Annotated in this window: 11 protein-coding genes; 10 read left to right on the forward strand and 1 reads right to left on the reverse strand. The window is 69.2% G+C overall.

The features are described from left to right. The first annotated feature begins 120 nt into the window (after positions 1 to 120). A complete protein-coding gene (gene clpX / locus ACZ6C1_RS12505; protein WP_073751205.1) occupies positions 121 to 1404 on the forward strand; it encodes an ATP-dependent Clp protease ATP-binding subunit ClpX in 1284 nt (427 codons plus the stop codon). A gap of 74 nt (positions 1405 to 1478) precedes the next feature. Here clpX and ACZ6C1_RS12510 read toward each other — a convergent pair whose 3' ends face one another. Further along, complete coding sequence (locus ACZ6C1_RS12510; RefSeq protein ID WP_469240231.1) at positions 1479 to 2405, reverse strand: hypothetical protein; 927 nt, start codon at positions 2403 to 2405, stop codon at positions 1479 to 1481. A 137-nt stretch (positions 2406 to 2542) separates the two neighbouring features. Here ACZ6C1_RS12510 and ACZ6C1_RS12515 point away from each other — a divergent pair, with 137 nt between their 5' ends. From ACZ6C1_RS12515 to rodA, 9 genes are all read left to right on the forward strand, one after another. Continuing rightward, complete coding sequence (locus ACZ6C1_RS12515; protein ID WP_469240232.1) at positions 2543 to 5164, forward strand: valine--tRNA ligase; 2622 nt, start codon at positions 2543 to 2545, stop codon at positions 5162 to 5164. Between the two features lie 93 nt (positions 5165 to 5257). Beyond that, entirely contained in the window at positions 5258 to 6766 is a 1509-nt protein-coding gene (gene folC / locus ACZ6C1_RS12520; protein WP_469240233.1) for a bifunctional tetrahydrofolate synthase/dihydrofolate synthase, read from the forward strand. A gap of 9 nt (positions 6767 to 6775) precedes the next feature. After that, on the forward strand, positions 6776 to 7111 hold the full coding sequence (locus ACZ6C1_RS12525; RefSeq protein WP_469240234.1) for a DUF4233 domain-containing protein: 336 nt from the start codon (positions 6776 to 6778) through the stop codon (positions 7109 to 7111). Between the two features lie 288 nt (positions 7112 to 7399). Then, positions 7400 to 7813, forward strand: coding sequence for a nucleoside-diphosphate kinase (ndk, locus tag ACZ6C1_RS12530; protein ID WP_469240235.1), 414 nt, complete (start codon positions 7400 to 7402; stop codon positions 7811 to 7813). Positions 7814 to 8076: 263 nt separating this feature from the next. Then, positions 8077 to 9096, forward strand: a complete 1020-nt coding sequence (locus ACZ6C1_RS12535; RefSeq protein WP_073751217.1) for a rod shape-determining protein — start codon at positions 8077 to 8079, stop codon at positions 9094 to 9096. 132 nt (positions 9097 to 9228) lie between these two features. Continuing rightward, entirely contained in the window at positions 9229 to 10179 is a 951-nt protein-coding gene (gene mreC / locus ACZ6C1_RS12540; protein ID WP_469240236.1) for a rod shape-determining protein MreC, read from the forward strand. Between the two features lie 2 nt (positions 10180 to 10181). Continuing rightward, positions 10182 to 10847 carry a rod shape-determining protein MreD gene (gene mreD, locus ACZ6C1_RS12545; RefSeq protein ID WP_469240237.1) on the forward strand — a complete coding sequence of 222 codons (666 nt, stop codon included), beginning with the start codon at positions 10182 to 10184 and terminating at the stop codon, positions 10845 to 10847. Positions 10848 to 10866: 19 nt separating this feature from the next. Continuing rightward, the gene (gene mrdA / locus ACZ6C1_RS12550) at positions 10867 to 13056 is read left to right on the forward strand and encodes a penicillin-binding protein 2 (RefSeq protein ID WP_469240238.1); all 2190 of its coding nucleotides are present in this window, start codon (positions 10867 to 10869) and stop codon (positions 13054 to 13056) included. A gap of 6 nt (positions 13057 to 13062) precedes the next feature. Next, a complete protein-coding gene (gene rodA / locus ACZ6C1_RS12555; protein WP_469240239.1) occupies positions 13063 to 14262 on the forward strand; it encodes a rod shape-determining protein RodA in 1200 nt (399 codons plus the stop codon). The last annotated feature ends 17 nt before the right edge of the window (positions 14263 to 14279 follow it).

The following is a 14279-nucleotide window of genomic DNA, read 5'->3' on the forward strand; positions in this document are numbered from 1 at the left end:
TGGCGCGGTGTGAACCGTGCCAAGGGGGGCCCGAACCACGGGCCCGGCAAGGTACCGTCGGATATGAGGCACCAGGAGCCGGCTGAACCAAGCCGCTCCCAGGCGAAGGGGAAGCACCTCGTGGCACGCATCGGTGATGGCGGCGACCTGCTCAAGTGCTCGTTCTGCGGAAAGAGCCAGAAGCAGGTGAAGAAGCTCATCGCAGGCCCCGGTGTGTACATCTGCGACGAGTGCATCGACCTCTGCAACGAGATCATCGAAGAGGAGCTCGCGGAGACGAGCGAGGTCCGCTGGGAGGAACTCCCCAAGCCGCGCGAGATCTACGAGTTCCTGGAGGGGTACGTCGTCGGCCAGGAGCCGGCCAAGAAGGCCCTCTCCGTCGCGGTGTACAACCACTACAAGCGCGTCCAGGCCGGCGAGAACGGCGGCGGCGCGGGCCGGGACGACGCGATCGAACTCGCCAAGTCCAACATCCTGTTGCTGGGCCCCACGGGCTCCGGCAAGACGCTCCTGGCCCAGACACTGGCCCGGATGCTCAACGTCCCCTTCGCCATCGCCGACGCGACGGCGCTGACGGAGGCGGGCTATGTGGGCGAGGACGTCGAGAACATCCTGCTGAAGCTCATCCAGGCCGCCGACTACGACGTCAAGAAGGCCGAGACGGGCATCATCTACATCGACGAGATCGACAAGGTCGCCCGTAAGAGCGAAAACCCGTCGATCACCCGGGACGTGTCGGGCGAGGGTGTTCAGCAGGCGCTGCTGAAGATCCTGGAGGGCACCACGGCGTCGGTTCCGCCGCAGGGCGGCCGCAAGCACCCGCACCAGGAGTTCATCCAGATCGACACGACGAACGTGCTGTTCATCGTGGGCGGTGCCTTCGCCGGCCTGGAGAAGATCATCGAGTCGCGGGCGGGCGCCAAGGGCATCGGCTTCGGCGCGACGATCCGCTCGAAGCGCGAGATCGAGGCGAGCGACCAGTTCCAGGAGGTCATGCCGGAGGACCTGGTGAAGTTCGGGATGATCCCGGAGTTCATCGGCCGGCTCCCCGTCATCACCTCGGTCCACAACCTGGACCGCGAGGCGCTCCTGAAGATCCTCGTCGAGCCCCGCAACGCACTGGTCAAGCAGTACCAGCGCCTCTTCGAACTCGACGGTGTGGAACTGGACTTCGACCGCCCGGCCCTGGAAGCCATCGCCGACCAGGCCATCCTCCGCGGCACCGGAGCGCGCGGCCTGCGCGCCATCATGGAGGAGGTCCTGATGTCGGTGATGTACGAGGTCCCGTCCCGCAAGGACGTGGCCCGCGTGGTCATCACGGAGGACGTCGTCCACAACAACGTCAACCCGACGCTGGTCCCGAGGGTCGTCAAGGACCCGGGCCGCCACGAGAAGTCCGCGTAGCGGGCACGCACACGACGAGGGCGCCCGCCCGGTTCCAGAAACCGGGCGGGCGCCCTTTGCTGTGTCGCGCCGGGTTACTTGATTTCGACGCGGACGTCCTTGCGGACCTTCGCGGTCAGCTCCGCGGCCTGGTCCATGGGCGTGGACTGGCCGGTCATGATGGCGGCCGGATCCGTCGAGATGACGTACGCCAGGGTGCTGTGGTCACCCCAGATGCACAGCGGCATCTTGAAGCTGCTCGGCGCGCCGGCGGTGTCGCTGCCCTCGGGCATCGAGTACTCGGCTTCCTGGCACTTCATCACGCCGTTCTCGAACCCGGCGGGCTCGAACTCCTGCGGGCTGCCGACGAGCTTGACGTTCTCTCCGTCGGAGCTTCCCTCGGAGGACTTCTTCTTCATCTCCGCGAACATCGCGTCGACGACCTTCTCCGGGTCCTCGATCTCCCCGTAAACGCCGCTTATCTGCAGCTGCTTCGCCGTGGCGGCCGTGCCGGCCTTGTACGAACCGGTGACGTTCTGAGGATTCTTCACGCCCCACTTGGCGGCATCCTTGACGTCGTCCTCGCTCGCCGCGCTGGAGTCGGCGGACTCCTTCTTGTACTCGGCGGCAACCGTCTCGGGCGTCGTGAGCTTGTACTTCTTGCCGTCGTCCGCGACGGAACCGCCACCGCCCCCGAACACGAAGTACGCGCCCACGCCTATCGCCGCGACCACCGCGACCGCGCCGATGATGAGGCCCGTCTTCTTCTTGGGGGCCGGCGGCGGGGGCGGAGGGTAGGCGCCGGGGCCCGCGCCGTAGGGGGGCTGCTGCGGGGGCTGGCCGTAGGGGCCGGGCTGCTGGGGCTGGCCGTAACCCTGCTGCGGCACGCCCTGCGGGGCCTGCTGGGGGTAGCCGTAGCCGGGCTGGGGCGCCTGCGGCTGCTGGCCGTAAGGACCCGGCTGACCGTACGGTCCGGGCTGCTGGGGCTGTCCGCCGTACGGGCCCGGCTGGTTGTAACTCATTAAGGGGTTCCCCCTCCGATGCTTATGCGTTCCTCACATCCTGGCCGAAAGCCCTCTCACACGGCACGGCGGGGGTCACACCGTTACGGAACATTCCCGTTTCAGTACGGGCCTGTGACACCTCTAAACTGTGGCCCGTGACCGAGAACACTCAGCAGCAGCCAGCATCCGTTCCCGAACTGCCGACCCAGTACGCGCCGGCCGAGGTAGAGGGGAAGCTGTACGAGCGCTGGGTAGAGCGCGGTTACTTCACGGCCGACGCGAAGAGCGAGAAGCCCCCGTACACCATCGTCATCCCGCCGCCGAACGTCACCGGCAGCCTCCACCTGGGCCACGCCTTCCAGCACACGCTCATGGACGCCCTGACCCGCCGCAAGCGGATGCAGGGCTTCGAGGCGCTGTGGCTGCCCGGCATGGACCACGCCGGTATCGCCACCCAGAACAAGGTCGAGCAGCAGCTCGCCGAGGAGGGCAAGTCCCGCCACGACCTGGGGCGCGAGGAGTTCGTCGAGCGCGTCTGGCAGTGGAAGGAGGAGTACGGCGGCAAGATCCTCGGCCAGATGCGCCGCCTCGGCGACGGCGTCGACTGGTCGCGCGAGCGGTTCACCATGGACGAGGGCCTGTCCAAGGCCGTCCAGACCATCTTCAAGCGGCTCTACGACGACGAGCTGATCTACCGTGCCGAGCGCATCATCAACTGGTGCCCGCGCTGCCTGACCGCCATCTCCGACATCGAGGTGGAGTACCAGGAGGACGACGGCGAGCTCGTCTCCATCCGGTACGGCGAGGGCGACGAGACCCTCGTCGTCGCGACCACCCGCGCCGAGACGATGCTCGGTGACACCGCGGTCGCCGTCCACCCGGACGACGAGCGGTACAAGCACCTCGTCGGCAAGCGCATCAAGCTGCCGCTGACCGACCGTACGATCCCGGTCGTCGCGGACACCCACGTCGACCCCGAGTTCGGCACCGGCGCCGTCAAGGTGACCCCGGCCCACGACCCGAACGACTTCGCCATCGGCCAGCGCCACGGCCTCGAGTCCATGACGATCATGGACGAGCGCGGTGTCCTCACCGTCCACGGCCCCTTCCAGGGCCTGGACCGGTTCGAGGCCCGCAGCGCCGTCGTCGGCGCGCTGCGCTCGCAGGGCCGGATCGTCGCCGAGAAGCGGCCGTACGTCCACTCCGTCGGCCACTGCTCGCGCTGCAAGACCACCATCGAGCCGCGCCTGTCGATGCAGTGGTGGGTCAAGGTCGGCCCGCTGGCGAAGGCCGCCGGTGACGCGGTCCGCGACGGCCGGGTGAAGATCCACCCGGAGGACATGTCGAAGCGGTACTTCGACTGGGTCGACAACATGCACGACTGGTGCATCTCGCGCCAGCTCTGGTGGGGCCACCGCATCCCCGTCTGGTACGGCCCGGACGGCGAGGTCGTCTGCGTCGGACCGGACGACGAGGCGCCCACCGGCGAAGGCTGGACGCAGGACACCGACGTCCTGGACACCTGGTTCTCGTCCGGTCTGTGGCCGTTCTCCACGCTCGGCTGGCCGGAGCGGACGCCGGACCTGGAGAAGTTCTACGCCACCGACGTCCTCCTCACCGGCCACGACATCATCTTCTTCTGGGTCGCCCGGATGATGATGTTCGGCCTGTACGCGATGGACGGCGAAGTCCCGTTCAAGACCATCGCGCTGACCGGTCTCGTCCGTGACGAGCGCGGCAAGAAGATGTCGAAGTCCTTCGGCAACGTCGTCGACCCGCTGGACTGGATGGACGCGTACGGCTCCGACGCCGTCCGCTTCACCCTGGCCCGCGGCGCCAACCCCGGTACCGACGTCCCGATCGGCGAGGACTGGGTCCAGGCGTCCCGCAACTTCGCCAACAAGATCTGGAACGCCACCCGCTTCGCGCTGATGAACGGCGCCACGGTGGAGGGTCCGCTGCCCGAGCCGTCGCAGATGTCCGCCACCGACCGGTGGATCCTGTCGCGGCTCAACGCCACGGTCGCCGAAGTCGACGCGTACTACGAGGACTTCCAGTTCGCGAAGCTGTCCGACGCGCTGTACCACTTCGCGTGGGACGAGGTCTTCGACTGGTACGTCGAGCTGTCGAAGACGACGTTCTTCGGCGGCGGCGAGCCCGCCAAGGTCTCGGCCCGCGTCCTCGGCGAGGTCCTCGACGTGACACTGCGGCTGCTGCACCCGGTGGTCCCGTTCGTCACCGAGACGCTGTGGACCTCCCTCACGGGCGGGGAGTCCCTGGTGATCGCCGACTGGCCGAAGGACAGCGGCTTCCGTGACGAGGCTGCCGAGCGCGAGATCGAGCTCGTCCAGCGGGTCGTCACCGAGGTCCGCCGCTTCCGTTCGGACCAGGGCCTCCAGCCGGGCCAGAAGGTCCCGGCCCGCCTCGACACGGCCGGTACGGCGCTGGCGCCGCACGAGGCCGCCATCCGCCAGCTCCTGCGCCTCCAGCCGGAGGGCGAGGGCTTCCACGCCACCGCCTCCCTGCCGGTCGCGGGCGCCACGGTCGCGCTCGACCTGTCGGGCACCATCGACGTGGCGGCGGAGCGCAAGCGCCTCGCCAAGGACCTGGCGGCGGCCGAGAAGGAGCGCCAGCAGGCCCAGGCCAAGCTGGGCAACGAGGCGTTCCTCGCGAAGGCCCCGGACCAGGTCGTCGACAAGATCCGTACGCGGCTGGCCAAGGCCGACGAGGACATCGCCCGTATCCAGAACCAGCTGGCGAGCCTCCCCGAGGCGTAACCCGAACGGCGGGGGCGTGGGGCGTGTGCCCCGCACCCCCGCCGTTGTGGCACCGGTCCGGGCGCTGTCGGTGGGGCTCCGTAGACTGGGCCCGTGAGTGAGCAGCCCCCGTCCAGCGACAGCGACGACTTCGACGAGATCGTGGAAGCCGAGACCGACCGAGACCCCGACCTGGCGGTGATCGAGGCCGGCAGCCGCACGTTGCGCGCGCAGGCCGGTCCGCCGACGGCCGCCGAGGCGGTGCCCGCGCGGCCCTCCGACCCGGAGGTGGACAAGACGCTGCGGGTGGTGGAGCAGGAGCTGGCCACCCGTTGGGGTGAGACCAAGCTGGAGCCGTCGGTGACGCGGATCGCGGCACTGATGGACGTGCTGGGCGAGCCGCAGCGCGCGTACCCGTCGATCCACATCACCGGGACCAACGGCAAGACCTCCACCGCCCGGATGATCGAGGCGCTGCTCGGCGCGTTCGACCTGCGCACCGGGCGGTACACCTCGCCGCACGTGCAGTCGATCACCGAGCGGATCAGCCTGGACGGCGTGCCGATCAGCCACGAGCGGTTCATCGAGACGTACCAGGACATCAAGCCGTATATCGAGATGGTCGACTCGTCCCAGGACTACCGGCTCTCCTTCTTCGAGGTCCTCACCGGTATGGCGTACGCCGCCTTCGCCGACGCGCCGGTGGACGTGGCGGTCGTCGAGGTCGGCATGGGCGGAAGCTGGGACGCGACGAACGTGATCGACGGGGACGTCGCCGTCGTCACCCCCATCGACCTGGACCACACGGACCGGCTGGGCTCGACGCACGCCGAGATCGCCGGCGAGAAGGCCGGGATCATCAAGCAGGGCGCCACCGTCATCCTGGCGCAGCAGCCGGTGGACGCGGCGCAGGTGATGCTGAAGAAGGCCGTCGAGGTCGACGCGACGGTGGCCCGGGAGGGCATGGAGTTCGGCGTCGTGTCGCGCGAGGTCGCGGTGGGCGGGCAGCTGCTGACGCTGCGCGGGCTCGGCGGTGAGTACGAGGAGATCTTCCTGCCGCTGTACGGCGCGCACCAGGCGCACAACGCGGCGGTGGCGCTGGCGGCGGTGGAGGCGTTCTTCGGCGTGGGTGCCCAGGAGGCGCGGACGCTGGACGTGGACCGCATCCGCGGGGCGTTCGCCTCGGTGGTCTCGCCGGGTCGCCTGGAGGTCGTGCGGCGCAGCCCGACGGTGGTGCTGGACGCCGCGCACAACCCGGCGGGCGCGCGGGCCACGGCGGAGGGCATCAGCGAGGCGTTCGGCTTCTCCCGGCTGGTCGGTGTCGTCGGCACGAGCGGCGACAAGGACGTCCGGGGCCTGCTGGAGGCGTTCGAGCCGATCTTCGCGGAGGTCGTCGTCACGCAGAACTCCAGCCACCGCGCGATGGACGCGGACGAGCTGGCCGCGATCGCCGTCGAGGTGTTCGGCGACGAGCGGGTGGTGGTCGAGCCGCGTCTGCCGGACGCGCTGGAGGCGGCGATCACGCTGGCGGAGGAGGAGGACGAGTTCGCGGGCGCGGGCGTCCTCGTGACGGGTTCGGTGATCACGGTCGGCGAGGCCCGGCTGCTGCTCGGGAAGGGCTGAGGTGTTCTGATGCGTACGCTCTGCGCGTCCACGCTGATCGGCGAGTTCTTCGTGATCGGCTTCGCCGGACTGGTGGCCATGAAGGACGACAGCCTGACGATGGGCACCGTCTGGACGGTGTGCGGCGTCCTCATGGCCTTGAGCGTGCTGCTGTGCGGCATGATCACCCGGCCGGGTGGGATCCAGCTCGGCTGGGCGCTCCAGGTGGCGCTGATCGTGAGCGGCTTCATCGTGCCGGTCATGTTCTTCCTGGGCGCGGTGTTCGCGGGCCTGTGGTGGGCCTCGGTCCACTTCGGCCGCAAGATCGACGAAGCCAAGGCGAAGTGGGCGGCCCAGCCGCAGTAGCCCCGCCGGGCGGCTCCCGAACCCGGTGGCTCTGCCCTGGCCCCTGGCGGGGGCCTCGCCCATGAGGCCGGCGTCACCGCGCCGCGATGACCGGGCGCCCCTGAGGAGGCCCGAGCCCTCCGCGGGGGCGCACCCACGGACACGGCCCCGCCCGGCTGCCCCGCTCCCGCCCCGCCCGGCCGCGAGGGCACTGCCCGCGGGCGCAAGGCGGGACCCGGTGCCGTACCGCCGTGGGGTCCCTGTAGCCTCGGCTCACCGCACATGTATGCCTGCAAGGAGCCGTAACACATGACCCAGCGCACGCTCGTCCTCCTCAAGCCCGACGCGGTACGCCGCGGCCTGATCGGCGAGATCATCGGTCGTATCGAGCGCAAGGCCGGCTGGGCCATCACCGCGCTGGAGCTGCGCCACCTGGACCAGGACACGCTGGAGCTGCACTACGGCGAGCACAAGGGCAAGCCGTTCTACGAGCCGCTGGTGGCGTTCATGTCCTCCGGGCCGGTCGTCGCACTGGTGGTCGAGGGTGAGCGGGTCATCGAGGGCGTACGCCAGCTGGCGGGACCGACCGACCCGATCGCCGCGGCACCCGGGTCCATCCGTGGCGATTTCGGCACCATCGTCCGGGAGAACCTGATTCACGCCTCGGACTCGGAGGAGTCCGCCATTCGGGAACTGAAGATTTTCTTCCCCGGCATTTCCTGACCCGCTGTCAGCCAAACAGCGCTCATGACCTGGGGCGACCGAAGGAATTTCGGTCGCCCTTCGGCATATGAACGCCGCGACCGGGAACGCATCGCTCCGACACTTCGTCACCTATACAGAGGCGGGCCACCGCGCCGTGTCCGCGCAGGCGGGACTACGATGTGAAACTCCTCGCCACACCACCCACCTCGCCGACCTGAGAAGCCGTCAACGCTCTAATTGGGAAGGCCCGACGCATCCTCATGGGAAACAAGGGGAACTCAATGTCGTTCATCGGCCGTGACATGGCTGTCGACCTCGGGACCGCCAACACGCTGGTGTACGTGAGGGGTCGCGGCATCGTCCTCAACGAGCCGTCCGTCGTCGCGATCAACACCAACACCGGCGGCATCCTGGCGGTCGGCGCCGAAGCGAAGAAGATGATCGGCCGGACGCCCGGCAACATCGTGGCGGTCCGGCCATTGAAGGACGGCGTGATCGCCGACTTCGAGATCACGGAGCGCATGCTCCGCTACTTCATCCTCAAGATCCACAAGCGCCGCTACCTCGCCCGCCCGCGGGTCGTCGTCTGTGTGCCGTCCGGCATCACCGGCGTCGAGCGCCGCGCCGTCATCGAGGCGTCCACCCAGGCGGGCGCCCGTCAGGTGCACATCATCGAGGAGCCCATGGCCGCCGCCATCGGCTCCGGCCTCCCGGTCCACGAGGCCACCGGCAACATGGTCGTCGACATCGGTGGCGGCACCACCGAGGTCGCCGTCATCTCGCTCGGCGGAATCGTCACGGCACAGTCCATTCGGGTGGCCGGCGACGAGCTGGACAACGCGATCATCCAGCACATCAAGAAGGAGTACAGCCTCCTCCTCGGTGAGCGGACCGCCGAACAGATCAAGATCACCATTGGTTCGGCGTACGACCTCGACACCGACGAGCACACCGAGATCCGGGGCCGGGACCTGGTCTCCGGTCTGCCGAAGACCGTGGTGATCTCGGCCGCCGAGGTCCGCAAGGCCATCGAGGAGCCGGTCAACGCGATCGTCGACGCGGTCAAGACGACCCTCGACAAGTGCCCGCCGGAGCTCTCGGGCGACGTCATGGACCGGGGCATCGTCCTCACCGGCGGCGGCGCCCTGCTGCGCGGCCTCGACGAGCGGCTGCGCCGGGAGACCGGCATGCCGATCCACATCGCCGAGGACCCGCTGGACTCCGTGGCGCTCGGCTCCGGCAAGTGCGTGGAGGAGTTCGAGGCGCTCCAGCAGGTGCTGGACGCCCAGCCGCGCAGATAGCGGGGCCCACAGGTCAGCCGTACGGGTGCTGCCGGACCCGTACGGCTGATCGTTGATCCGGTTGATCCGGTTGGTATAACGGCACAAACATTTCCTACGAGATTCCTACGAGGAAGGGCACGGCCGCCCCACGTGAGGGACACACGAGAGAGCCGGCTGCTCCTGGTGCTGCTGGTCGCCGTCGCGTTCGCGCTGATCACGGTGGACATCCGCGGCGGCGAGGAGTCACCCGTCGACGGCGCCAGACGGGCAGCCGCCACTGTCTTCGGCCCGGTCGAGAACAGCGTCGCGTCCGCCGTCAACCCGGTCGGCAACGCCATCGCGGCCGTACGGGACTCGGGCGAACGCCACAACCGCATCGCGGCCCTGGAGCGGGAGAACGCCGCGCTCAAGGCGAAACTCGGCAGCGACGACCGCAACCGCAGCCGCGTACGCGAACTCGACAACCTGCTGAAGAAGGCCGGGGCCGGTCAGTACGGCATCAAGGCGGCCGAGGTCATCGCCATAGGAGCGGCCCAGGGCTTCTCCTGGACGGTGACCATCGACGCCGGCTCCGACGACGGCATCAAGCGGGACATGACGGTCATCAACGGGGACGGGCTCGTCGGCCGCGTCACCACCGTCGGACCCGGCACCGCCACCGTGCTCCTCGCCAGCGACCCCGACTTCACCGTCGGCACCCGCCTGGAGAGGTCCGACGAACTGGGCTTCGCCACCGGCCAGGGGGACCGCCCGCTGTCCGTGCAGCTCCTCAACGGCAAGGCGAAGGTCAAGCCCGGCGACCGGCTGGTCACCTTCGGCTCCCAGGCCGACAAGCCGTTCGTGCCCGGCGTCCCGGTCGGCGAGGTCGTCCGTGTGGACCCCTCCACCGGCAACCTCACCCGGAACATCTTCGTCCGCCCGTACGTCGGCTTCAGCAAGCTCGACATCGTCGGCATCGTCGTCCAGGCCCCGCGCACCGACCCCCGCGACACCGTCCTGCCGCCCAAGCCCACGCCCGAGCCGACCGTCACGGTCACGGTGACCCCGTCCCCGACCGGGGCACCCAGCGGCGCCCCGAGCGGGCAGCCGGAGGGGGAGTGACCATGCGCTTCAACCGGATCCTGCTCTCCACGACCCTGGTCGTCGTGGCCCTGGTCGTCCAGGTGTCGATCCTGGCCCGTCTCCAGCTCCCCGGCGCCGTTCCCGACCTCCTGCTGCTCGTCGTCGTCGGCCTCGCCCTGGTGTACGGGCACGTCAGCGGCGCCCTCATCGGCTTCGGCGCCGGGCTCCTCGTCGACCTCGCCCCGCCCGCCGACCACGCCGCCGGGCGGTACGCCCTGGTCCTGTGCGTCATCGGCTACCTCGTCGGCCTCGCCAAGCCCGAGAACGGCCAACTGCGCTCCGCCACCGGACCGATGGTCATGGTGGTCGTGGCGGCCGTCGGCTCGACCCTGCTGTACGCGGGTGTCGGTGCCCTGGTCGGCGACACCGCCGCCCGCCACGTCGGCCTGGTCTCCCTGCTGGTCACCGCCGTGATCTACGACCTGCTGCTCGCCCCCTTCACCGTGCCGCTGATCATGGCGCTCGCGAGACGCGCCGAGAACGACCCGCTCGCCGAAACCGGCAGCGGCGGCGCCGACGTCGCCTCGGGCTTCATGGCGAACGGCACCGGGCTGAGGATCGGCGAACAGCGCGGCGTCCTGCGCATCAAGGCCGCCCGCAACCGGGCGGCGCGTGCCGGCCGCATCAAGGGCGTCAAGCGACTGTGACCGAGGGGGCAACCGCGTCATGAGCAACATCCCCGAGACCGGGCGGACCCCCAGGGTCCAGATCCGGCTCATCGTCATCCAGGTCCTGGTCTTCTCCCTGCTCCTCACCCTCGGCGGCCGGCTCTGGTACCTGCAGATCCGGCAGGGCAAGGAGTACACCGACGAGGCGAAGAACAACCACGTCCAGCAGGTTGTCCAGCCCGCCGTGCGCGGCGCCATCCTCGACGCCCGGGGCGTGCCGCTCGCCGACAACGAGACCCGCCTGGTGGTCTCCGCCTCCCGCACCGAGCTGCTGAAGATGAAGGACGACGGCAAGGGCGTCCTCACCCGGCTGGCCGGGGTCCTGGGCATGAAGCCCAAGGAGGTCATGGACAAGATCCGCCTCTGCGACTCCGAGACCCCCCAGCCCTGTTGGAACGGCTCGCCCTTCCAGCCCATCCCCGTCACCGCCGAGGCCACCACCCAGCAGGCCCTCCAGATCCGCGAACGCGCCGAGGACTTCCCCGGCATCACCGCCGAACCCACCGCCGTACGCCGCTACACCGCGCCCGGCGGCGCCCGCGCCGCGCAGGTCCTCGGCTACCTCTCGCCCGTCACCGACGAGGAGCTCGAGAAGGCCAAGGACACCGACTCGCCGTTCCTCCGCTCCGACCAGGTCGGCCGCTCCGGCCTGGAGCGCACGTACGACAAGGCGCTGCGCGGCAAGGCGGGCGTCACCCGCTACGAGGTCGACAACCTGGGCCGCGTCCTCGGTGAGGCGGAGAGCGACCCGGGCAGGCCCGGTTCCACGGTCGTCACCAGCATCGACGCCCGGGTCCAGGCCGTCGCCGAGTTCGAGCTGCAGGCGGCGATGAAGGCCGTCCGCAAGGAGACGGACAAGATCACCGGCCGTCCGTACAAGGCCGACGCGGGCGCCGTCGTCGTCATGGAGTCCAAGACCGGCCGGGTCGTCGCGATGGCCTCGCAGCCCGACTACGACCCCAACGCCTGGGTGGGCGGCATCTCCGGCAAGGAGTACGCCAAGCTCACCGGCAAGAACTCCAACTATCCGCTGCTCAACCGGGCCATCCAGGGGCAGGCACCCGCCGGCTCCATCTTCAAGGTCGTGTCGGCGAGCGCGGCCGTCCGGGCCGGCTACCCCTTCGACGGCAGCTACAACTGCAGCAGTTCCTACAGCCTCGGCGGCCGGAGCTTCGCCAACTTCGAGTCCAAGGGGCACGGGCCCATCTCCCTCGGCGAGGCCCTCAAGTTCTCCTGCAACACCGTCTTCTACGCCCTCGGCCACAAGGAGTGGCAGCGCGACGGCGGCCTCAAGCCGAAGAAGAACGCCAACGACTGGTTCTACCGGACCGCCCATGACTTCGGGCTGGGCTCCGAGACCGGCGTCGACCTGCCGAACGAGGTCAAGGGCCGCATCCCCGACCGCCACTGGAAGCAGTCCTTCTGGGAGGCCAACAAGGACTCCTGGTGCAAGCAGGGCAAGAAGGGCGGCAGCTACGTCGAGCAGATCGCGTACGAGAGCTGCCTCGAAGGCAACCAGCTGAAGGCATTCGACAGCATCAACTACGCCATCGGGCAGGGCGACGTACTCGTCACGCCCATCCAGATGGCCACCGCCTACGCGGCGATCAGCAACGGCGGCACACTCTTCAAGCCCACCCTCGGCAAGGCCGTGATCAGCCCCGACGGCAAGAAGGTCGAGGAGATCAAGCCCAGGCCCCACGGCAGGCTGCCGGTCGACGCGGAGACCGTCAGCAACCTCGACAAGGGCCTGCGTTCCGTCGTCGAGCCCGGCGGTACCGCCGCCTGGCGGTTCGGCGGCTGGCCGCAGGACAAGATCCCGATGCGGGCGAAGACCGGCACCGCCCAGGTCTACGGCAAGCAGACCACCTCGTGGTTCGCGACCTACACCGACGACTTCACGATCGTGATGACGATCTCCCAGGGTGGTACGGGCTCCGGCGCCTCCGGCCCGGCCGTACGCAACATCTACGACGCCATCTACGGCCTGGACGACGCAGGCAACCAGGACCTCAAGCGTGCCCTGCTGCCCAAGCCGCAGACGGCGCTGCCCAAGGTCCAGCCCGACGGTTCCATCGACGCGCCGCCGGTCAAGCCGTACGACCCGAACTCCCAGAAGGTCGAGCCCGGCAAGCAGAGCGACGGCGAACAGCAACTCGCGGGCCCGCCCCCCGTCTGGAGGGACTGACCCACGATGGCCGGAACCAACAACTTCTCCGTGTCGCGCTACGCGCCCGACCGCGGCGCCTGGTCGAAGCTCACCGCCCGCGACTCGATGATGCGCAGGCTCGACTGGCCGCTGCTGTTCTCCGCGATCGCGCTGTCCTTCATCGGCTCGCTCCTGGTGTGGTCCGCCACCCGCAACCGCACCGAGCTCACCCAGGGCGACCCGTACGCCTTCCTCTTCCGCCACATCCTCAACACCGGCATCGGGTTCGCCCTGATGATCGGCACCATCTGGCTCGGCCACCGCACCCTGCGCGGTGCGGTGCCGGTGCTGTACGGCATCTCCGTCGTCCTCGTGCTGCTGGTCCTCACCCCGCTCGGCGCCACCATCAACGGCGCGCACGCCTGGATCGTCATCGGCGGCGGGTTCTCGCTCCAGCCCTCCGAATTCGTGAAGATCACGATCATCCTGGGCATGGCGATGCTGCTGGCCGCCAAGGTCGACGCGGGCGACCAGCTCCACCCCGACCACAGCACGGTCGCCAAGTCCCTCCTGCTCGCCGTCGTACCGATGGCCATCGTGATGCTGATGCCCGACCTCGGCTCGGTGATGGTCATGGTCGTCATCGTGCTGGGCGTGCTGCTCGCCTCCGGCGCGTCCAACCGGTGGATCTTCGGGCTGATCGGCGCGGGCGTCATGGGCGCGGTGCTCGTCGCCGCGCTCGGCCTGCTCGACCAGTACCAGATCAACCGGTTCGCCGCCTTCGCCAACCCCGAGCTCGACCCGGCCGGCGCCGGCTACAACACCAACCAGGCACGCATCGCCATCGGCTCCGGCGGCCTGTACGGGGCGGGGCTCTTCAACGGCCACCAGACCACCGGCCAGTTCGTTCCCGAACAGCAGACCGACTTCATCTTCACCGTCGCCGGCGAGGAACTCGGCTTCCTCGGCGGGGCCACGATCATCGCGCTCCTCGGCGTGGTGCTCTGGCGCGCCTGCCGGATCGCCCGCGAGACGACCGAGCTGTACGGCACGATCGTCGCCGCCGGGATCATCGCCTGGTTCGCGTTCCAGTCCTTCGAGAACATCGGCATGACCCTCGGCATCATGCCGGTCGCGGGCCTGCCGCTGCCGTTCGTGTCCTACGGAGGATCGTCGATGTTCGCCGTGTGGGTCGCGATCGGACTGCTCCAGTCGATCAGGGTGCAACGACCACTCACCGCGTAGACCGCATGAAACGGCCG

Source organism: Streptomyces sp. NPDC041796 (assembly GCF_055590785.1).

What these genes read in the sequence shown, in the direction of transcription:
- ndk (WP_469240235.1), top strand. Translation starts at nt 7,400, where the DNA reads ATGACCCAGCGCACGCTCGTCCTCCTCAAGCCCGACGCGGTACGCCGC.
- mrdA (WP_469240238.1), top strand. Translation starts at nt 10,867, where the DNA reads ATGAGCAACATCCCCGAGACCGGGCGGACCCCCAGGGTCCAGATCCGG.
- ACZ6C1_RS12535 (WP_073751217.1), top strand. Translation starts at nt 8,077, where the DNA reads ATGTCGTTCATCGGCCGTGACATGGCTGTCGACCTCGGGACCGCCAAC.
- mreD (WP_469240237.1), top strand. Translation starts at nt 10,182, where the DNA reads ATGCGCTTCAACCGGATCCTGCTCTCCACGACCCTGGTCGTCGTGGCC.
- ACZ6C1_RS12510 (WP_469240231.1), bottom strand. Translation starts at nt 2,405, where the DNA reads ATGAGTTACAACCAGCCGGGCCCGTACGGCGGACAGCCCCAGCAGCCC.
- ACZ6C1_RS12525 (WP_469240234.1), top strand. Translation starts at nt 6,776, where the DNA reads ATGCGTACGCTCTGCGCGTCCACGCTGATCGGCGAGTTCTTCGTGATC.
- rodA (WP_469240239.1), top strand. Translation starts at nt 13,063, where the DNA reads ATGGCCGGAACCAACAACTTCTCCGTGTCGCGCTACGCGCCCGACCGC.